General features: G+C 65.4%; 19 protein-coding genes. 3 read left to right on the top strand and 16 right to left on the bottom strand.

All coding sequences use genetic code 11. The features are described from left to right. Positions 1-49: 49 nt before the first annotated feature. The 16 genes from KBW95_RS12860 to rpsB form a co-directional block, all read right to left on the bottom strand. On the bottom strand, positions 50-847 hold the full coding sequence (locus tag KBW95_RS12860; RefSeq protein WP_211528414.1) for an RNA methyltransferase: 798 nt from the start codon (positions 845-847) through the stop codon (positions 50-52). Further along, positions 844-1,506 (bottom strand): ribonuclease HII, encoded by a 663-nt coding sequence (rnhB, locus tag KBW95_RS12855; protein ID WP_211528413.1) that lies wholly within the window; start codon positions 1,504-1,506, stop codon positions 844-846. The genes KBW95_RS12860 and rnhB overlap by 4 nt, the downstream gene beginning before the upstream one ends. A 24-nt stretch (positions 1,507-1,530) precedes the next feature. Next, the gene (lpxB, locus tag KBW95_RS12850) at positions 1,531-2,688 is read right to left on the bottom strand and encodes a lipid-A-disaccharide synthase (protein WP_211528412.1); all 1,158 of its coding nucleotides are present in this window, start codon (positions 2,686-2,688) and stop codon (positions 1,531-1,533) included. Continuing rightward, positions 2,672-3,460 carry an acyl-ACP--UDP-N-acetylglucosamine O-acyltransferase gene (lpxA, locus tag KBW95_RS12845; RefSeq protein ID WP_211525015.1) on the bottom strand — a complete coding sequence of 263 codons (789 nt, stop codon included), beginning with the start codon at positions 3,458-3,460 and terminating at the stop codon, positions 2,672-2,674. The genes lpxB and lpxA overlap by 17 nt, the downstream gene beginning before the upstream one ends. Position 3,461: 1 nt before the next feature. Further along, on the bottom strand, positions 3,462-3,932 hold the full coding sequence (gene fabZ, locus KBW95_RS12840; RefSeq protein WP_211525014.1) for a 3-hydroxyacyl-ACP dehydratase FabZ: 471 nt from the start codon (positions 3,930-3,932) through the stop codon (positions 3,462-3,464). Next, positions 3,929-4,978 (bottom strand): UDP-3-O-(3-hydroxymyristoyl)glucosamine N-acyltransferase, encoded by a 1,050-nt coding sequence (gene lpxD, locus KBW95_RS12835; RefSeq protein WP_211525013.1) that lies wholly within the window; start codon positions 4,976-4,978, stop codon positions 3,929-3,931. Before lpxD ends, fabZ begins: the two co-directional genes overlap by 4 nt. Before the next feature lie 53 nt (positions 4,979-5,031). Further along, the gene (locus tag KBW95_RS12830; RefSeq protein ID WP_229429724.1) at positions 5,032-5,571 is read right to left on the bottom strand and encodes an OmpH family outer membrane protein; all 540 of its coding nucleotides are present in this window, start codon (positions 5,569-5,571) and stop codon (positions 5,032-5,034) included. 46 nt (positions 5,572-5,617) lie between these two features. Continuing rightward, positions 5,618-7,954, bottom strand: coding sequence for an outer membrane protein assembly factor BamA (gene bamA / locus KBW95_RS12825; protein WP_211528411.1), 2,337 nt, complete (start codon positions 7,952-7,954; stop codon positions 5,618-5,620). Positions 7,955-8,097: 143 nt separating this feature from the next. Then, positions 8,098-9,435, bottom strand: coding sequence for an RIP metalloprotease RseP (gene rseP, locus KBW95_RS12820; RefSeq protein ID WP_211528410.1), 1,338 nt, complete (start codon positions 9,433-9,435; stop codon positions 8,098-8,100). Between the two features lie 3 nt (positions 9,436-9,438). Further along, positions 9,439-10,611: a 1-deoxy-D-xylulose-5-phosphate reductoisomerase gene (gene ispC, locus KBW95_RS12815; protein ID WP_211528409.1), complete on the bottom strand. Its 1,173-nt coding sequence runs from the start codon at positions 10,609-10,611 to the stop codon at positions 9,439-9,441. A gap of 13 nt (positions 10,612-10,624) precedes the next feature. Further along, positions 10,625-11,458, bottom strand: coding sequence for a phosphatidate cytidylyltransferase (locus tag KBW95_RS12810; protein ID WP_211525008.1), 834 nt, complete (start codon positions 11,456-11,458; stop codon positions 10,625-10,627). Continuing rightward, entirely contained in the window at positions 11,458-12,210 is a 753-nt protein-coding gene (uppS, locus tag KBW95_RS12805; RefSeq protein WP_211525007.1) for a polyprenyl diphosphate synthase, read from the bottom strand. Before uppS ends, KBW95_RS12810 begins: the two co-directional genes overlap by 1 nt. Positions 12,211-12,335: 125 nt before the next feature. After that, entirely contained in the window at positions 12,336-12,896 is a 561-nt protein-coding gene (gene frr / locus KBW95_RS12800; RefSeq protein ID WP_211525006.1) for a ribosome recycling factor, read from the bottom strand. Positions 12,897-12,936: 40 nt separating this feature from the next. Then, complete coding sequence (gene pyrH / locus KBW95_RS12795; RefSeq protein WP_211525005.1) at positions 12,937-13,653, bottom strand: UMP kinase; 717 nt, start codon at positions 13,651-13,653, stop codon at positions 12,937-12,939. A 315-nt stretch (positions 13,654-13,968) separates the two neighbouring features. Further along, positions 13,969-14,877 carry a translation elongation factor Ts gene (gene tsf / locus KBW95_RS12790; RefSeq protein ID WP_211525004.1) on the bottom strand — a complete coding sequence of 303 codons (909 nt, stop codon included), beginning with the start codon at positions 14,875-14,877 and terminating at the stop codon, positions 13,969-13,971. Positions 14,878-15,028: 151 nt separating this feature from the next. Next, entirely contained in the window at positions 15,029-15,778 is a 750-nt protein-coding gene (rpsB, locus tag KBW95_RS12785) for a 30S ribosomal protein S2 (RefSeq protein ID WP_211525003.1), read from the bottom strand. A 307-nt stretch (positions 15,779-16,085) separates the two neighbouring features. Between rpsB and map the strand changes: the two genes are divergently transcribed. Genes map through KBW95_RS12770 form a run of 3 tightly spaced genes read left to right on the top strand, consistent with a single transcriptional unit; the run spans position 16,086 to position 20,281 of the window. Further along, positions 16,086-16,922: a type I methionyl aminopeptidase gene (map, locus tag KBW95_RS12780; protein ID WP_211525002.1), complete on the top strand. Its 837-nt coding sequence runs from the start codon at positions 16,086-16,088 to the stop codon at positions 16,920-16,922. Positions 16,923-16,931: 9 nt separating this feature from the next. Beyond that, positions 16,932-19,514 (top strand): [protein-PII] uridylyltransferase, encoded by a 2,583-nt coding sequence (locus tag KBW95_RS12775; RefSeq protein ID WP_211528408.1) that lies wholly within the window; start codon positions 16,932-16,934, stop codon positions 19,512-19,514. 20 nt (positions 19,515-19,534) lie between these two features. Next, positions 19,535-20,281 (top strand): pseudouridine synthase, encoded by a 747-nt coding sequence (locus KBW95_RS12770; RefSeq protein ID WP_211525000.1) that lies wholly within the window; start codon positions 19,535-19,537, stop codon positions 20,279-20,281. Positions 20,282-20,351 lie beyond the last annotated feature (70 nt).

Below are 20,351 nucleotides of genomic sequence, written 5' to 3'. Positions count from 1 at the left end.
GCTCGGTTCCACCCTCAGGTGCAACATTACCCCGAGCGCGCGCCGCCGTCTATGCCTGTCTGCCGTGCCGGCGCTGCCGCAGCTGCTCGAAGAAGCACACCGCGGCGCAGGCGGCCACGTTCAGCGATTCAACCTGGCCGTCGTGCGGAATGGCGACCCGGTGCGTGGCCAGCTCCAGCAGCTCGCCCGAGACGCCCTGCCCTTCATGCCCCAGCACCCAGGCCACCGGCGCCGCGAGGTCCATCGTGTACAGCGATTCGCTGGCGTAGCCGCTGGTGGCCAGCACCGGTACCTTCGCCTCCTTCACCAGCGCCGCGAGCTCGGCGTTCTCGAAGATGTCGAGCACGAAGTGGGCGCCCATGGCCGCGCGCAGCACCTTGGGCGACCAGCAGAAGGCCGTGCCGGGGCTGCAGTACACCTGCTTGATGCCGCTCGCCGCCGCGCTGCGCAGGATCGAGCCGACATTGCCGGGATCCTGCACGCCGTCCAGCAGCACGCTGGCGTCCACAAGGCCGGCCGGCTTGGACGGGCGCGGGGTGGCGACCACGAACACCAGGTGCACGCCGTGCTCCACCTGGCTGACCGCTTTGAACAGCGCGTCCGGCAGCGCCGTCACCGGCGCGCGCAGGTCGTCGCAGCGGGCCACGATAGCGGCCACTTCCGGGTTGCCCAGCGCGGCTTCCGAGACCACGCAGTGGTCGGGTGCGCCCCGCAGGTCGAGCCAGGTCTGGCACAGGTGCACGCCGTCCAGCAGGCTCTGGCCGACCTTGCGGCGGGCCTGGGAGCTGGTGGCGAGCTGCTTGAGGTCCTTGTAGAAGGCGTTGTCGCGCGAAGTGATCGTCTTCATGCAGGAAAGCCTTCGGGCTCGGCGAAGAAATCCGCCTGCAGCAGGGAGCGCACCGGCGCAAACGAGCGGCGGTGCACCGGCGACGGACCATGGGCGCGCAGCTGCTGCAGGTGCAGCGGGGTCGAGTAGCCCTTGTGCTGGTCGAAGCCGTACTGCGGATACAGCGCATGCAGGCGCACCAGCTCGGCGTCGCGCGCGGTCTTGGCCAGGATCGAGGCGGCCGAGATGGCGTGCACTTTGTCGTCGCCTTCCACCACCGCGTGCGCGCGCACATCCATTGTCGGACAGCGGTTGCCGTCGATCAGGGCGATGGTCGGCAGGGTCCGCAGCGCTTCCACCGCGCGGCGCATCGCCAGCATGGTCGCGTGCAGGATGTTCAGGCTGTCGATCTCTTCGCACGAGCACTCGGCGATCGCCCAGGCCAGCGCATGCTCCTTGATCAGGGGCGCGAGCTCGTCGCGGCGCGCCTCGGTCAGCTTCTTGGAGTCGCGCAGGCCGTCGATCGGGCGCCTGGGGTCGAGAATGACCGCGGCCGCATACACGGGGCCGGCCAGCGGGCCGCGCCCGGCCTCGTCCACGCCGCAGACGATGTCCGCGTCGGTGAAGGGACGCAGCCGCGGCGGCAGGCCGGGATACAGGTTGACTTTCTTTCTACTCATCGCTTTCTACTCAGCGTCTTGCGCTCAGCGCATGCCGATCACCCGGAGCACCGCTTCCGCACTCTCCTGCGCACTGTTGCGCAGCAGGCTGTGGTGCATGTCGGTAAAGCGCCGCGCCAGCCGCTCGCAGCCCGCCGGGTCGTCGAGCTGGCGCCAGACGGCGTCGGCCAGCGCTTCCGGCGTGGCGGCGTGCTGCAGGTATTCCGGCACCACGAATTCGCGCGCCAGGATGTTCGGCAGGCCGATCCAGGGCTGGTAGCCCATGTGCCGCATGATTTCCCACGAGGCGCGCATGACCTTGTAGGCAATCACCATCGGCTTCTTGAACAGCGCCACTTCCAGGGTCGCTGTCCCCGATGCTACCAGCACCGCATCGCCGGCCGCAATCGCCGCGTGCGACTCGCCGTCGACGAGTTGCAGCGGCACATCGCCCAGCCCGGCCTTGTTCACGATCTCGGTGAAATAGGCGCGCTGGCGCTCGCCCGCCATCGGGACGACAAAGACCAGCTTGGGGTCGCGCGCGTGCAGCAGCCCGGCCGCGCGCACGAAAGGCTCGGCCAGGTACTTCAGCTCGGCCATGCGGCTGCCCGGCATGACGGTGACCACGCGCGCATCCTCGGCGATCCCGAGCTGGCGGCGCGCCGCCGCGACATCCGGCTTCAAGGGGATCATCTCGGCCAGCGGATGGCCGATGTAGGTGGCCGGCACCCCGGCCTGGCGGTAGATCGCTTCCTCGAAGGGGAAGATCAGGAGCATGTGCGAGACCGCGCGCTTGATCTTCTTGATCCGCCCGCCGCGCCAGGCCCAGATCTGGGGACTGATGAAGTGGATGGTCGGGATGCCGCCCGCGCGCAGCTGCTCTTCCAGGCCGAGGTTAAAGCCCGGATAGTCGGCGCCGATGAAGGCGGCCGGCGGCTCCGCCAGCAGGCGGTCGCGCAGGGTGTTCTGGATGCGCTTGAGTTCGCGATAGCGCGGAATCACCTCGAACAGGCCGCGCACCGTCAGGGTCTCCATCGGCACGTCGCTCACCATTCCCTGCTCGATCATGCGCGGCCCGCCGATGCCCTGGAAACGGGCGTTCGGCAGGTGCGGACGCAGGCCGGCCAGCAGGCGCGCCGCCAGCATGTCGCCGGAAGCCTCGCCGGCGACCAGGGCCAGCGAACAGTTAGCGGACGATGCCACGGGTAGCGGTGTCGAGGAATTCGCGCATGGCGCGGATGTCGCCGGCGGCGCCGGTTGCCGCCGATTCTTCGGCGAGCAGCGCGGCCTTGGCTTCTTCCAGGGTCAGGTTGGAACGATAAATCAGCTTGTAGGAGGTGCGGATGCCGTCGATCTGCTCGCGGGTGAAGCCGCGGCGCTTCAGGCCTTCGATATTGACGCCGCGCGCGCCGGCCGGATTGCCCGAGACCAGCACGAAGGGCGGCACGTCCTGGGTCAGGCTGGTGTACATGCCGACGAAAGCGTGGGCGCCGATCTTGCAGAACTGGTGCACGCCCGCATAGCCCGACAGGATGGCGTGGTCGCCCACGTGCACGTGGCCGGCCAGCTGGGCGTTGTTCGAGAAGATCGTGTGGCTGCCGACCTGGCAGTCGTGCGCCAGGTGGACATAGGCCGAGATCCAGTTGTCGTCGCCCAGGCGGGTCACGCCTTCATCCTGGGCGGTGCCCAGGTTCATGGTGACGAATTCGCGGATGGTGTTGCCGTCGCCGATTTCCAGGCGGGTCGGCTCGCCCTTCCACTTCTTGTCCTGCGGCGCGCCGCCGATGGAGCAGAACTGGAAGAACTTGTTGTCCTTGCCGACCGTCGTGTGGCCTTCGATGACCACGTGCGGGCCCACCACCGTGCCTGCGCCGATGCGCACATTGGGGCCGATGATCGAATACGGGCCGACCTCGACCGAGCTGTCCAGCTCGGCCTTGGGATCGACGATCGCGCTTGGATGGATCTTGCTCATCTTACTGTCCTGCAGATTCGTTGGCGCGGATGGTGCACATCAGTTCCGCTTCCACGGCCACCTTGCCGTCGACGCTGGCCACCGCCTTGTACTTCCAGATGCCGCGCGAGGTGCGCAGGATCTCGACGTCCATCTTGAGCTGGTCGCCCGGCTCGACCGGACGCTTGAAGCGCACGCCGTCGATGCCGACGAAGTAGACCACCGAATTCTCGTCCGGCTTCACGCCCATGGTCATGAAGGACAGGATCGCCGCGGTCTGGGCCAGCGCCTCGACCATCAGCACGCCCGGCATCACCGGCTTGTGCGGGAAGTGGCCGTTGAAGAATTCTTCGTTGACGGTCACGTTCTTGATGGCGGTGATGGTCTTGCCCAGTTCGTAGTCCACGACACGGTCGACCAGCAGCAGCGGATAGCGGTGCGGCAGGTATTCCTTGATCTGGGTGATGTCGAGGATTTTGGATTCAGTCGTCATTTTTGTTCTGTCAGGGTTTTGATTGTTTTTTCAAGCGAACGGATTTTCTCGCGCATCGCGCCCAGGTTGCGCACGATGGCGGCGCTGCGTTCCCATTCCGCGTTCTTGGCCAGCGGGTAGAAGCCGGTGTACTGGCCAGGTTCGAGCACCGAGCGCGACACCATGCTGCCCGAGGAGATATGGACGTTGTCCACGATCTCAAGGTGGCCGAGCACCATGGCGGCGCCGCCGAAGGTGCAGTGCTTGCCGATCTTCGCGCTGCCGGCCACGCCCACGCAGCCCGCCATCGCGGTATGCGCGCCGATGTGGCAGTTGTGGCCGATCTGGATCTGGTTGTCGAGCTTGACGCCGTCTTCGATGATGGTGTCGGCCAGCGCGCCGCGGTCGATGCAGGTATTGGCGCCGATGTCGACGTCGTCGCCGATCAGCACGCGCCCGGTCTGCGGGATCTTGATGTAGACGCCGCCTTCGACGGCGAAGCCGAAGCCGTCCGTGCCGATCACGGCGCCCGAATGCACGATGCCGCGCTTGCCGATGCGGCAGTGCGCATGGAAAGTCACGTTGGCGAAGAAGTGGGTGCCCTCACCGATCGCGGCTTCGCGCCCGATGTAGCAGCCGGCGTCGATCACCGCATGGGCGCCGATCACAGCGCCCTCCTCGATCGTCACGTTGGCGCCGACATGGGCCGTGGGATCGACCACGGCGCCCGGAGCCACCACGGCGCTCGGATGCACGCCCGGGCTTGGTGCGGCTTCGCTCAGCGAGACGAAGTACTGCGCGGTGCGCGCGAAGTAGGCGTAGGGGTTGGTGGTGACGATGCGCGCGCCTTCATAGGTCGCGGCCACGGCCGGGTCGTCCAGCGGCGACAGGATCAGGGCCGCCGCCTGGCTCTGCGCGGCCAGTGCGCGCAGCTTGCTGTTGCTGAGGAAGCTGATGTGCGAAGCGCCGGCGCTGTCCAGGGGAGCGATCGCTTGAACCTCGAGGTTCGGGTCGCCCGCCAGTTGTCCGCCGAAGCGCTCGACCAAATCGCCTAGTCGAATGCCCATCTCGGTCTTTCCTGTCTTAGTCAAACAAATTCAAATCGGTGCGCAGCCCGGCATCACTTCGAAGCGTCGAGCAGCTTGAGGATCTTGTCCGTGATGTCGATGCGCGGGCTGACCCACGCCGCCTCGGCCAGCACGGCGTCCAGCCTTTCCTCGGCCGCGACCTGCTCCAGCAGCTTGTAAGCCTTTTGGGCGATCGCCGCGCGCTCTTCGTTCTTGCGCTGCATGAGGTCTTCCTGGAACAGGTTGTGCATCCGCTTCCAGTCGGCTTCCATGTTGATCAGGTCGCGCGTGCGGCGGTTGCGTTCGCCCTCGCTCAGGTTATTGGCCTCGGACTCGAACTTTTTGCGCGCCGCATTGAAGCGCTCCGCCGCTTCCTCGACCGTCTTCTGGCGGCTGGAGAACTCGGCGGCCAGCTTGGCGTCGGCGGCCTTGGCCATCTTCGATTCCGTCATCAGGCGCTCGGTGAACACGAAGCCGATGCGGCCGGTGGAACCGTAGGCCTGGCCCTGGGCCTGCGCCTGGACCAGCGGCGCGGCGCACAGCGCGGCGATCACGAGTCCGCGCGACAGCGAGGCAATCAGATTTTTCAGCATAAGTCTCTCGCAATCCTGGTTTTCGGTACGCCCTTGCGCCTCTTGGTCAGAAGCCGGTGCCCATCTGGAACTGGAAGCGTTCCAGGCGGTCGCCCGGCAGGGCGTTCAAAGGCTTAGCATAACTCAACTTGAGCGGGCCCACCGGGGAAATCCAGGACAGGCCGATACCGGCCGAGTAGCGGAATTCCGATGGGCGGATCTTGGCCTCTTCCTGGAACACCTGGCCGCCGTCGAGGAAAGTGAACCAGCGCAGGCTGCGGTCGGTGCCGCTGCCCGGGAACGGGAACTGCAGTTCCGCATTGCCGATCACGCGCTTGGAGCCGCCGACCGCGTCGTAGAAGCTCGGGTCGACCACGCCCAGCGACGAGCTCTCGTAGCCGCGCACCGAACCGATGCCGCCGGCATAGAAGTTCTTGAAGACCGGGTAGCTGTTGCCGCCGATGCCCTTGCCGTAGTCGAACTCGCCGCGCAGGGCCAGGGTCATCCATCGTGTGAGCGGACGGTACCACTGATGCTCATAGACCATCCTGTAGTACTTGGCGTCGCCCAGGGCGTCGATCTCGAGGTTGGCGCGCTGGAAGCGGCCGCGGGTCGGGGTCACCGCGCTGTCGCGGGTGTCGCGACCCCAGGCGGCGGTCAGCGGGATCGCGTTGGTGGTGGCCTTGCCGATACCGGTCGACGGGCCGCCGTTCTGGGACACGAAGGTGCGGTACAGGACCGGCGAGGTGCCGTCGGTCTCGATCTGGGTGCGCTCCAGGCCCGCGCCGAAGTAGACGGTGTCCGATTCCGAGAACGGCACGCCGAAGGTCAGGTTGCCGCCGGTCTGGCGCACGGTGTAGGAGCCGATGTTCAGCGCCGGCGGACGCGAGGTGCGCAGGTAGAGCTGGAAGGCGCGCGAGATGCCGTCGTCGGTGAAGTACGGATTGGTCTGCGAGAACGCGATCGTGCGGTTGTACTTGCTGGTGTTCAGTTCCAGGCCGACGGTGTTGCCCGAACCCGCGAAGTTGGCCTGCGAGATCGAGGCCGTGAAGGTGAACTTCTCGGCCTGCGAGAACGCGCCGCCGATCATGAAGTTACCGGTCGGCTTTTCTTCGACCACGATGTTGACGTCCACCTGGTCCGAGGTGCCCGGCGACTCCGGCGTCTCGACCTTCACTTCCTTGAAGTAGCCGAGGCGGTCGACGCGGTCGCGCGAGAGCTTGACGCGGTTGGCGTCGTACCACGAGCTTTCAAACTGGCGGAACTCGCGGCGGATCACTTCGTCGCGGGTCACGGTGTTGCCCGAAATGTTCATGTGGCGCACATAGGCGCGCTTGCCCGGATCGACGAAGAAGGTGAAGGCCACTTCGCGCTTCTCGCGGTCGATCTCCGGATTGGCCGTCACGTTGGCGAAGGCGTAGCCGAAGGTGCCGAGGCGGTCGGCGATCAGCTTGTTGGTGGCTTCCTGCAGGTCGCCCGAATAGGTCTTGCCCGGCTGGAGCAGGATCAGCTGCTTGAGCTCTTCCTCGCGGCCAAACATCTCGCCTTCCAGCTTCACGCTCTTGACGGTGTACTTCTCGCCTTCGGTGATGTTGATGGTGAGGTAGATGTCCTTCTTGTCCGGGGTGATCGACACCTGGGTCGATTCCACGTTGGCTTCCAGGTAGCCGCGGTTCAAGTAGTAGGACTTGATGGTCTCGAGGTCGCCGGTCAGCTTCTGCTTGGAGTACTGGTCGGCCTTGGAGTACCAGGTGAACCAGCCCGAGGTGCGCAGCTCCAGCTGTTCGCGCAGTTCCTTGTCGCTGAAGGCCTTGTTGCCGACGATGTTGATGCCCTTGATCTTGGCGACGTCGCCCTCGTCGACGTTAAACATGATCGTCACGCGGTTGCGTTCGATCGGGGTGACGGTGGTGGTGATCTTGACGCCGTACAGGCCGTGCGACAGGTACTGGCGCTTGAGCTCCTGCTCGGCGCGGTCGACCGACGCCTTGTCGAAGATCTTGGTCTCGCCGACGCCGATTTCCTTCAGCGCCTTGACCAGCATGTCCTTTTCGAATTCCTTGGTGCCGGTGAAATCGACGGTGGAGATCGCCGGACGTTCCTCGACCAGCACCACCAGCACGCCGTTCTCTTCTTCCAGGCGGATGTCCTTGAAGAAGCCGGTCGCATACAGGGCCTTGATCGCCGCGGTCGCCTTGCCGTCGTCGAAGGTCTCGCCCACGCGCACCGGCAGGTAGCTGAACACGGTGCCCGCTTCCGTACGCTGGATGCCTTCGACCCGGATGTCCTTGACGACGAACGGGTTGACGGCCAGCGCGTTACCGGCGCACAGGGCCAGCACGGCTGCGCCGATCAGGCTGCGACGGATGAACGGCAGGGCAAAACGATCTGGTTGTGATTTCATTGGCTGGATCAAAGGGTCAGTCATTAATACATATTCCTTGGCGCAGTAAGCGCGGGGTGAACGGCTAGGCCGGCCACCCTGCGAATACCGCGGTAACAGCATTCTTTATTTTGCCGGTGGATTCAGCGTGCATGGGAGCTTCGCTAGAACAGCCGCACCAGGTCATTGAAGACGGCGAGCGCCATCAGCATGAGCAGCAGGCCGACCCCGGCGCGCTGTGCGAACTCGCCGACTCGCGCTGGAAGGGGACGCCCGGTCAAAACTTCCAGCGAATAATACAGTAAATGGCCACCATCCAGAACTGGAATTGGTAACAAATTCATTACTCCTAAGCTGATACTAATAAATGCAATGAACTGCAAATAGCTCACCAGGCCGATGCGCGCGGTCTGTCCCGCATAGTCGGCAATGGTGATCGGCCCGGTCACGTTCTTCCACGAGGCTTCGCCCGTGATCATCTTGCCGATCATCTTGAGGGTCATGACGCTGGTCTCCCAGGTGCGCTCGGCGCCCTTGGCCACGGCCTCGAAGGGACCGGAGGACACCGTCACCATCTCGGGCGCCTGGGCCACCATGACCTTGATCATGCCGCGGCCGTCGGGGCCGCGTTCCGGCGTGAGCGCGAGCTTCACAACGCCGGACCCGCGCTGGACTTCCAGCTGCAGCGCGCGGCCGGGCGCGGCGCGCACCGCTTCGATGAAGGCGATGCCGTCGTCCATGGCCTTGCCGTCGGCGCGCAGGACCAGGTCGCCCGCCAGCAGGCCGGCGCGCTCCCCTGCCCCGCCAGGCAGCACCTTGTCGACGCGCGGCTGCGGGCGCCACAGGTCCAGGCCCAGGCCGCCCAGCACGTCGCCTTCGACGTCGAGCCTGGCCACGGCCTCCTTCGGGATGGTGGCGCTGTAGGCGCCGCCATGCTTGCCGCGCATTTCCAGGCGCGCTTCGCGTTTCTCGATGGCGGCCTGCAGCACCTGCCAGCGCAGGTCGGGCCAGGAGCCGACCTGAGAACCATTCACCGCGACCACCGTATCGCCGCCGCGCACGCCCGCCTGGTAGGCGACCGAATTCTCCGGCAGCGCGCGCAGGCGCGCCGAGGGTTCCTCGACGCCGTACATGAACAGCACCGCCATCAGGCCGATGGCGAGCAGGAAGTTGGCGATCGGTCCGGCGGCGACGATGGCGATGCGGCGCCACACGCTCTGGCGCGTGAACTCGCGGTCCCATTCGGTTTCGTCCTTGGGCGCGGTCTCGGGATCGCGGCTGTCGAGCATCTTGACGTAGCCGCCCAGCGGCAGCGCCGACACCGCCCATTCGGTCTGGTCGCGGCCGAAGCGGCGCGACCACACCACCTTGCCCATGCCGACCGAGAAGCGCAGCACCTTGACGCCGCACCAGCGCGCGACCAGGTAGTGGCCCAGCTCATGGATGATGATGAGCGGGCCGAGGGCCAGCACGAAGGCCAGCACCGTCCACAGCAGGTTCATGGCTTATCCCCGCAGGCGAGCAATGGCGGCGGCGGCCGCGCGGGCGCGCGTGTCCTGGTCCAGCACCGCCTCGATCGAGGGCGCCGGGCCGTGCTCCACCTCGTCCATCACCTGGCGGATGACGCGGTCGATGTCGCGGAAGCCGATGGCGCGGTCGAGGAAGGCTTGCACCGCCACTTCGTTGGCGGCGTTCAGCAGGGCCGGCGCGGTGCCGCCCGCACGCAGGGCGTCGAACGCAAGGGCCAGGCAGGGGAAGCGCTCGAAGTCCGGCTTGTGGAACTGCAGTGCCGCCATCGTGGTCAGGTCGAGCTGGGCCACGCCGGATGCGATCCGCTCCGGGAAGGCCAGCGCGTGCGCGATCGGCGTGCGCATGTCCGGATTGCCCAGCTGGGCCAGCACCGAACCGTCGACGTAGGAGACCATCGAATGGATCACGCTCTGCGGATGGATCACGACCTCGATCAGGTCGGCCGGCGCGCCGAACAGCCAGTGGGCCTCGATCACTTCCAGGCCCTTGTTCATCATGGTGGCCGAGTCGACCGAGATCTTGCGGCCCATGACCCAGTTCGGGTGCTTGCAGGCCTCTTCCGGGGTCACGCCGCCGAGGGTCTCGACGGCGCGATTCAGGAAGGGGCCGCCCGAGGCGGTCAGCAGGATCTTGGCCACGCCCGCGGCGCCCGGCGCGCGCGCGTAGTGCTGCGGCAGCGACTGGAAGATGGCGTTGTGTTCGCTGTCGATCGGCAGCAGGGTCGCCTTGTGCTCCTTGACCGCGTCCATGAACAGCTGGCCCGACATGACCAGGGCTTCCTTGTTGGCCAGCAGGACCTTCTTGCCCGCGCGCGCGGCGGCCAGCGTGGGCGCCAGGCCGGCGGCGCCGACGATGGCGGCCATCACGGTGTCGGTGTCGTCGCTGGAAGCGATGTCGCACAGGGCCTGTTCGCCGTGTTCGACCGCGATGCCGAGGTCCGCGACCAGTGCCGACAGCCGGGCCGCCGCTTCCGGCGTGCCGACCACGGCGCGCTGCGGGCGGTGGACGCGGCAGGCCTGCGCCAGTTCCTCGACGCGGCTGTGCGCGCTGAGGGCGTAGACACGGTAGCGCTCCGGATGGCGGGCGAGCACGTCGAGGGTCGAGGCGCCGATCGAGCCGGTGGCGCCCAGGATGGTAATGCGTTGCATGATCTGCTTCCTTCTAGAGCCAGGCGCCGATCAGGGCAGCCAGTGGCAGGACCGGGACGAGCGCGTCGATCCGGTCCAGTACGCCGCCGTGGCCAGGCAGCAGGTTGCTGCTGTCCTTCATGCCGGCGCGGCGCTTGAGCTGGGATTCGAACAGGTCGCCGACGATGCTGGCGGCGACGATGAGGATGAGTACGGCGAACATGCCGAGCCAGCCGAGGCCGGCCTGCACGCGCACCGCGAAAGTATTGGCCAAGGCTTCCCCGCCGAACAGCACGGTGAGCGCGGCGATGATCAGGACGGCGATGCAGCCGCCGATCGCCCCTTCCCAGGACTTGCCGGGCGAGATGGACGGCGCCAGCTTGCGCTTGCCGAAGGCCTTGCCGGAGAAGTAGGCGAAGACGTCGGCGGCCCAGACGATGGCCATCACCGACAGCAGGTAGAGCGCCGAGTGCTGGAACATGGTGACGATGGCGGCGAAGCAGGACACCACCGAGATCGCGTAGATCAGGCTGAGCATGGTGTTGGCCGTGCTCTCGAGCGGCGGCAGGCCCAGCTTCAGCGAGGGCGCGAAGCGCAGAGCCCACAGCAGCACGCCGATGGCGAACCAGAAGGTCGAGGCACCGGTCGAGGGCGCCAGGAAGAAGGCGTAGGCGAAAGCTGCGGTCCAGAACAGCGCGATCGGCAGCGCGCGGCCGGAGCCCGGATTGAACAGGCGGAAGGATTCCCAGATCGCCGCCCCGAAGAACAGCGAAGCCACCACCGCGAACGCCGTGAAATTGTTGGAATACAGTACCGGCAGCAGGACTGCCAGCAGGACGAGCGCGGTGAGGATCCGGGTTTTCAGCATCAGTTGGTCTTCTTCGCTACTTGGTCGCCGGTCTGGCCGAAGCGGCGCTCGCGCTTCTGGAAGGATGCGATCGCCTCGTCCAGCGCTTCAGGCGAGAAATCGGGCCAGAAGGTCTGGGTAAAGTACAGCTCGGAATACGCGAGCTGCCAGAGCAGGAAATTCGAGATGCGCTCCTCGCCGCCGGTGCGGATGAAGAGGTCGGGCTCGGGGGCATAGGCCATGGCCAGGTGCGGGGCCAGCATGTCTTCGGTGAATTCGGTCACCCCAGGGTTGGCCTGCACCATCTTGCTCGTTGCCTGCATGATATCCCAGCGTCCGCCATAGTTGGCGCACACGCTGACCGTGAGGCGGGTGTTGTTGGCGGTGCGGCGCTCGGCGGCGGCGATCATCTCCTGCAGCTTGGGGTCGAAACGGCTCAGGTCGCCCACGACTTTCAGGCGAATATTGTTGGCGTGCATCTTCGAGACTTCGCGCTCGAGGGCGGTCACGAACAGGCGCATCAGCAGCGAGACTTCCTCGGCCGGACGGCGCCAGTTCTCGGACGAGAAGGCGAACAGGGTGACGTACTCGACGCCGAGTTCGACGCAGCGCTCGACGACGCCGCGCACGGCTTCCACGCCCTTGACGTGGCCGGCGACGCGCGGCAGGAAGCGCTTGGTGGCCCAGCGGCCGTTGCCGTCCATGATGATCGCGATGTGGCGCGGCACACTAGGCGTTTCGGGGACAGCGGTGGTCGAACTTTTGAATATCATGACTTCCAGTGGGCTGCGGCCGGCAACACATGTCGCCGGCAAGGAAAATGGTCAATCATAAGGTACACGGACCGGCCGCGGCAAGCTGCCGGGGCCGGTCCGCGAGAACTACCATCAAGCCGTATTTACACGGTCATGATGTCCTTCTCTTTTTCCGCCAGCAGTTTGTCGATCTCGGCGACGAACTTGTCGGTCAGCTTCTGGACTTCGTCCGATGCGCGGCGCTCTTCGTCTTCCGAAGCGGTCTTGTCCTTGACCATCTTCTTCAGCGCTTCGTTGGCGTCGCGGCGGATGTTGCGCACGGCGATCTTGGCGTCTTCGCCTTCGGTCTTGGTCAGCTTGACCATTTCCTTGCGGCGCTCTTCGGTCAGCGGCGGGGTCGGCACGCGGATGGTGTCGCCCTGGCTCGAGGGATTGAGGCCCAGGTCGGAGTCGCGGATCGCCTTCTCGATGGTGCTGGCCATCTTCTTTTCGAACGGGGTCACGCCGATGGTGCGCGCGTCGATCAGGGTCAGGTTCGCCACCTGCGACAGCGGGGTCGGCGAGCCGTAGTATTCGACCATGACGGAGTCGAGGATGCCGGCGTGGGCGCGGCCGGTACGGACCTTGGCGAGGTTGGCCTTCAGGGTCTCGATGGACTTGGTCATGCGATCCTGGGCGTTCTTTTTGACGTCAGCTAAGGACATGCTGCTCTCCTGTTCTTCTTTCGGATTGTTCAACTAAAACTTAAACGTGTACCAGTGTACCTTCGTCTTCGCCCATGATCACGGCTTTCAGCGCGCCCGGCTTGACGATGGAAAACACCTTGATCGGCAGCTTCTGGTCGCGGCACAGCGCGAAGGCGGTGGCGTCCATCACCTGCAGGTGCTTGGCGATCGCTTCGTCGAAGGAAATCGACTCGTAGCGGGTGGCGTGCGGATCCTTCTTGGGGTCGGCGCTGTAGACGCCGTCGACCTTGGTGGCCTTGAGGACGATCTCGGCCGAGATTTCCGAGCCGCGCAGGGCGGCGGCGGTGTCGGTGGTGAAGAAGGGGTTGCCGGTGCCGGCGGCGAACACGACGACCTTGCCCTCTTCCAGGTACTGCAGGGCTTTCGGGCGCACGTAGGGCTCGACCACCTGTTCGATGCTGATCGCGGACATGACGCGCGCGGTGATGCCGACATGGCGCATGGCGTCGGCCAGGGCCAGGGCGTTCATGACGGTGGCGAGCATGCCCATGTAGTCCGCGGTGGCGCGGTCCATGCCCTGGGCGCCCGGGGCCACGCCGCGGAAGATGTTGCCGCCGCCGATCACGACCGCCACCTGCACGCCCAGATTCGCCACTTCCGCCACGTCGGCCACCATGCGGTCGATGGTCGCACGGTTGATGCCGAACGCATCGTCGCCCATCAGCGCTTCGCCAGACAGTTTCAGAAGGACTCGTTGGTAGGCTGGTTTTGTCATGATGAAGCGGCTCCTATGTGATGTTTCTTACGAATTCGGTTCTGACGCGCGGCCTCGTGGGCTGCGGTCTCATCTGCGCTTGTTGCCAGATGGGGTGCTGCTCACGGGGCGCTGCGCGTGAGGCGCTGCCGGGTTGCCGCGAACTTGGGTTCCGGCCTTCGCCGGAACGACGTTGTTTGAGGTCACTGTTATCTCCTGCGCCGTCGTCCCGGCGCAGGCCGGGACCCAAGTTTGCCAGCGCAGCCACTAACCCAACCACGGCCACGCAACAAACCTTTCCCCTTAAAAAAACGGGCCTTGCGGCCCGCTTTTCAATTACTGCTTGCTAGCAGCCATCTGTGCTGCAACTTCAGCTGCGAAGTCGTCAACCTTCTTCTCGATGCCTTCGCCCACGACGTACATGGTGAACGCCTTCACGGTGGTGTTGGCGGCCTTCAGCATCTGCTCGATCGACTGCTTGTCGTTCTTCACGAACGCCTGGTTCAGCAGCGACACTTCTTTCAGGTACTTCTGCACCGAACCGTCGATACGCTTGGCGACGATCTCGGCCGACTGCGGCTGCTTGCCTTCGGCGACGGCCTTGTCGGCGTCTTCCTGGGCTTTCAGCTGGGCAACCGAACGCTCTTTTTCGATCAGTTCAGCAGGCACTTGCTCCGACGACAGTGCGACCGGCTTCATGGCAGCGATGTGCATCGCCACGTCCTTGCCGACTTGCTCGTCGCCGCCTTCGAACTCGACCATCACGCCGATGCGCGCGCCGTGCAGGTAGGAAGCCAGCTTGCCGGTGGTTTCGAAACGCTGGAAGCGGCGAACGGTCATATTCTCGCCGATTTTACCGATCAGTGCCGTACGCACGTCGTCGAAGGTCTTGCCTTCGTGTTCGATCTTCGCCAGGGCGTCGACATCAAGCGGGTTCTTTTCGGCGACCAGGCGTGCAGCCAGGTTGGCCATGGCCAGGAAGTCGTCGTTCTTGGCGACGAAGTCGGTTTCGCTGTTGATCTCGACCAGCGCGCCGACGTTGCCGGCGATGTAAGCCGCCACCACGCCTTCGGCGGTGATGCGCGAAGCCGCCTTCGACGCCTTGCCGCCCAGCTTGACGCGCAGGATCTCTTCCGCGCGACCCATGTCGCCATCGGCCTCGGTCAGTGCTTTCTTGCATTCCATCATCGGTGCGTCGGTCTTGGAGCGCAGTTCGCCCACCATCGCTGCAGTAATCGCTGCCATGTGTATTCTCCTAAATGTTGGTTCAGGTGCCCGGCTGTCCGGCGGACAGTCGAACGATATATTTCTGCTAAATCTTGTGCTTAAAAAAAGGGGGGCACGTGGTACGGCTCCCCCTTTCTACTGCAGGCAGGCCGTGCGGCCTGCCGTCAAATTATGCCTGCTCGGAAACTTCGACGAAGTCGTCGCCGCCGGCCTTGACCATCTCAACGACTTCGTTGGTGGCGTTGGCGCGGCCTTCCAGGATCGCATCGGCGACGCCGCGCGCGTACAGGGTGATGGCCTTCGACGAGTCGTCGTTACCCGGGATGATGTGGGTAACGCCTTCCGGCGAGTGATTGGTGTCGACCACGCCGATGACCGGGATGCCCAGCTTGCCGGCTTCGGTCACGGTGCCCTTGTGGTAGCCGACGTCGACGACGAAGATCGCGTCCGGCACGCCGCCCAGATCCTTGATGCCGCCGATCGACTTCTGCAGCTTGACCAGTTCGCGCGAGAACATCAGCGCTTCTTTCTTCGACATCTTCTCGACCGAACCGTCTTCGATCGCGGCTTCCATGTCCTTCAGGCGCTTGATCGAGGTCTTGATGGTCTTGAAGTTGGTCAGCATGCCGCCCAGCCAGCGCTGGTCGACGTAAGGCACGCCTGCGCGCTGGGCTTCAGCGGCGATGATGTCGCGCGCCTGGCGCTTGGTGCCCACCATCAGGATGGTGCCGCGGTTGGCGGCGATCTGCTTGATCGTCTTCATCGCGTCCTGGTACATACCCATGGTCTTTTCCAGGTTGATGATGTGGATCTTGTTGCGGTGACCGAAGATGAACGGAGCCATTTTCGGGTTCCAGAAACGGGTCTGGTGGCCGAAGTGAACACCGGCTTCCAGCATTTCGCGCATAGTAACGGACATGTAATTCTCCAGGGTTGGGTCTTGAATGCGGCCAGTCACCTTATCGGCACCCTTTGGCGGCCACACTCGCGATTTCTATAAAAATTCAGTAAAAACGAGACTGTTTTCACAACATTGCTCGATGCGAACACGAGCAACCCGAGATTCTAGCGGGATTCGGCCCATTTTTCAAGCGTGCACGCCTCCCCTCCCGTCCGCCGCCCCCTGGAGGCCATGCCACGGGGCTCGGCGACATCCTTTATAATGGAACGATATCGCCTGGACACGTTCCGGGCTTCACCGTTTTCAGAGTACGACACCCCTATTTATGTCCATTTCCATCAAGACCCCGGAAGAGATCGAAGGCATGCGCCTGGCCGGCCGCCTCGGCGCCGAAGTGCTGGACTACCTCACCCCCTTCGTCAAGCCGGGCGTGAGCACCGGCGAGCTGGACCGCCTGGCCCACGAATACATGCTCAACGTCCAGGGCACCACCCCGGCCCCGCTGAACTACGCCCCGCCGGGCTATACCCCGTTCCCGAAGTCGATCTGCACCTCGGTCAACGACGTGATCTGCCACGGCATCCCGGGCGACAAGGTGCTCAAGAACGGCGACGTGCTGAACATCGACGTCACCGTCATCAAGGATGGCTTCCACGGCGACAACAGCCGCATGTTCTACGTGGGCGAACCGTCGATCCTGGCGCGCCGCCTGTCGGAAGTGACCTATGAATGCATGTGGCTGGGCATCGCCAAGGTCAGGCCGGGCGCCCACCTGGGCGACATCGGCCACGTGATCCAGCAGCACGCCGAAAAGCACGGCTACAGCGTGGTGCGCGAGTTCTGCGGCCACGGCATCGGCCGCGTGTTCCACGAAGAGCCGCAGGTGCTGCACTACGGCCGTCCGGGCACCCTGGACAAGCTGGAAGCGGGCATGATCTTCACTATCGAGCCGATGATCAACGCCGGCCGCCGCGAGATCAAGGAAATGCAGGACGGCTGGACCATCAAGACCAAGGACCGCAGCCTGTCGGCCCAGTGGGAGCACACCATCCTGGTCACCGAGACCGGCTTCGAGATCCTGACCCAGTCGGCCGGCACCCCGCCGCCGCCAGGCATCGTGCTGCCGCTGCTGGAGCAGGCCGCCGCCCCGGCCGCCGCCTGAGGATCGCCCATGGGACAGGCCGCCCTCCTGGACTCCGCGCGCAGCGCGCTGCGCCAGCGCCTCAAGGCCGAACGCCAGGAGGTGTTCCAGGCCTTCCATGAAGACGGCAAGCCCGAAAAACTGCTGCGCAACCTGCGCCAGTGCGTGGACGGCGTGCTGGCCGACGCCTGGCGCGCGGCCGGCCTGCCGGCCCATACCGCCCTGGTGGGCGTGGGCGGCTACGGGCGCGGCGAGCTTTTCCCGTATTCGGATGTCGACCTGCTGATCCTCCTGGCGGACCCGCCGGACGCCATCACCCAGGCGCGCCTGGAGTCCCTGGTCCAGCTGCTGTGGGACCTGGGCCTGGAGATCGGCCACAGCATCCGCACCGTGGACGAGTGCCTGGTGGAGTCCGCCGCCGACATCACGGTGCAGACCAGCCTGCTGGAAGCGCGCCTGGTGTGCGGCGACGAAGCGCTGTTCGGGGAACTGCAGCGGCGCTACCGCGAGACCATGGACCCGCAAGCCTTCTTCCAGGCCAAGACGGCCGAGATGCGCCTGCGCCACGCCAAGTACGAATTCACCGCCTTCGCGCTCGAGCCGAACGTCAAGGAGAGCCCGGGCGCGCTGCGCGACCTGCAGGTGATCCTGTGGGTGGCCAAGGCGGCGGGACTGGCCGAATCCTGGGGCCAGCTGGCCACGCGCGGCCTGATCACGCGCATGGAAGCGCGCCAGCTGATGGAAAAGGAACGCGCCTTCAAGGACATCCGCATCCGCCTGCACCTGCACACCAGGCGGCGCGAAGACCGCCTGGTGTTCGATGTCCAGACCGCGATCGCCAAGACCTTCGGCCTGTCCTCGAACGGCGACGGCCCCAACGCGCGCCGGGCCAGCGAATACCTGATGCAGCGCTACTACTGGGCGGCCAAGACGGTCACCCAGCTCAACACCATCCTGCTGCAGGACATCGAGGCCCAGCTGTTCCCGCACCCGGTGGCCGCCGTGCCGATCAACGCCCGCTTCAACGAGGTGGGCGGGCTGATCGACATCGCCGCCGACGACACCTTCGAGCGCACGCCCTCGAGCGTGCTCGAGATCTTCGTGGCCATGACCGAGCGCCCCGACATCAAGGGCATGACGGCGCGCACGACGCGCGCCCTCTGGCACGCGCGCACCCGCATCGACACGGGCTTCCGCGCGGATCCGCCCAACAAGGCCCTGTTCCTGCGCATCCTGCAGGCGCCCGTGGGCCTGGTGCACGCCCTGCGCCGCATGAACGAATTCGGCATCCTGGGCCGCTACCTGCCGGCCTTCCGCAAGATTGTCGGCCAGATGCAGCACGACCTGTTCCACGTCTACACGGTGGACCAGCACATCATGATGGTGGTGCGCAACCTGCGCCGCTTCACCATGCCGGAGCACGCCCACGAATACCCCTTCTGCAGCCAGCTGATCGCCGACTTCCGCGACCGCTGGCTGCTGTACGTGGCCGCCCTCTTCCACGACATCGCCAAGGGCCGCGGCGGCGACCATTCCAAGCTCGGCATGGATGACGCCCGCCACTTCTGCCGCGAACACGGGTTGTCGGAGGAAGACACCGAGCTGGTGGTGTTCCTGGTCGAGCAGCACCTGAGCATGTCCACGGTCGCCCAGAAGCAGGACCTGTCCGACCCGGACGTGATCGCGTCCTTCGCGGTCCAGGTACGCGACGAGCGCCACCTGACTGCGCTCTACCTGCTGACGGTGGCCGACATCCGCGGCACCAGCCCCAAGGTGTGGAACGCCTGGAAGGGCAAGCTGCTGGAAGACCTGTACCGCGTGACCCTGCGCGTGCTGGGCGGCGAACCGCATTCCGCCGACCGCGAGCTGCGCACGCGCCAGAAGGAGGCGCTGGCGACCCTGCGCCTGTTCGGCCTGCCCCAGGATGCGCACGAGCCCTTGTGGCAGCAGCTGGACGTCGCCTACTTCCTGCGCCACGACGCGTCCGACATCGCCTGGCAGACCCGCGCCCTGCACGACAAGGTCGACAGCGCAAAGCCCGTAGTGCGGGCGCGCCTGGCGCCGATCGGCGAAGGCCTGCAGGTGGCGGTGTACCTGAAGGACCACCCCGACCTGTTCGCGCGCATCTGCAGCTACTTCGACCGCAAGAACTTCAGCATCCTGGACGCCAAGATCCACACCACGCGCCACGGCTATGCGCTGGACAGCTTCCTGATCACGGCCGAAGGCTTCGAAGGCAGCTACCGCGACATCATCAGCCTGATCGAACACGAGCTGTGCGCCCTGCTGCTGTCGCAGGAACCGCTGCCGCCGCCGATGCGCGGCCGCCTGTCGCGCATGTCGCGCAGCTTCCCGATCACGCCCACCGTGGACGTGCGCCCCGACGAACGCGGCCAGTTCCACGTGCTGTCGGTGGCCGCCAACGACCGCGTCGGCCTGCTGTACGCGATCGCCAGCGTGCTGCAGCGCTACCGCATCAACCTGCACACGGCCAAGATCATGACCCTGGGCGAGCGTGTCGAGGACGTGTTCCTGATCGACGGCGCCGCCCTGAACAACCCGCGCGTCCAGGTCCAGCTCGAGACCGACCTGCTGGACGCCCTTAAAATCTGACTTTTTCCCTGTTTTTACCGATGACCGAACCGCTCCGCCTCTCCAAACGTATGTCCGAACTCGGCCTGTGCTCGCGCCGCGAAGCCGATGAATGGATCGCCAAAGGCTGGGTGCGGGTGGACGGCAAGGTGGTTTCCGAACTGGGAAGCAAGGTGCTGCCCACCCAGCGCATCACGGTCGAGCGCCAGGCCGCGGCCGAGCAATCGAAACGCGTCACGGTCCTGATCAACAAGCCGGTCGGCTACGTCAGCGGCCAGGCCGAAGACGGCTACCAGCCGGCGGTCACCCTGATCAAGCCGGAGAACCGCTGGGCCGACGATCCGTCGACCGAACAATTCCACCCCACCCAGCTGCGCAGCCTGGTGCCGGCCGGACGCCTGGACATCGACTCGGTCGGCCTGCTGGTGCTGACCCAGGACGGCCGCATCGCCAAGCAGCTGATCGGCCAGGACACCTCGATCGAGAAGGAATACCTGGTGCGGGTGCAGTACACCAGGCCGGGCAAGCTGCCGGACGCCGATCTCAAGAAACTGAACCATGGCCTGTGGATGGACGGGAAACCGCTGCTGCCGGCCAAGGTGCGCTGGCAGAACGATGACCAGCTCAGCTTTACCCTGAAGGAAGGCCGCAAGCGCCAGATCCGCCGCATGTGCGACATGGTCGGGCTGAAGGTCATCGGCCTGAAGCGGGTGCGGATCGGCAAGGTCAAGCTGGGCGACTTGCCTCAGGGGCAGTGGCGCTACTTGCGGCCGGACGAGCAGTTCTAAGGCTGTCGCCGGGAGCGCGCAGAATTCATTTTCCAGGTCAATATCGGCCAGAGCCGAACCTCGTGGAGCT

Origin of the sequence: Massilia sp. ZL223, assembly GCF_018119395.1 — a bacterium.
In the GTDB taxonomy this organism is placed as follows: domain Bacteria; phylum Pseudomonadota; class Gammaproteobacteria; order Burkholderiales; family Burkholderiaceae_D; genus Telluria.
The sequence above is the reverse complement of the archived record's forward strand: the minus strand, read 5'-3'. Positions and strand labels throughout refer to the sequence as shown.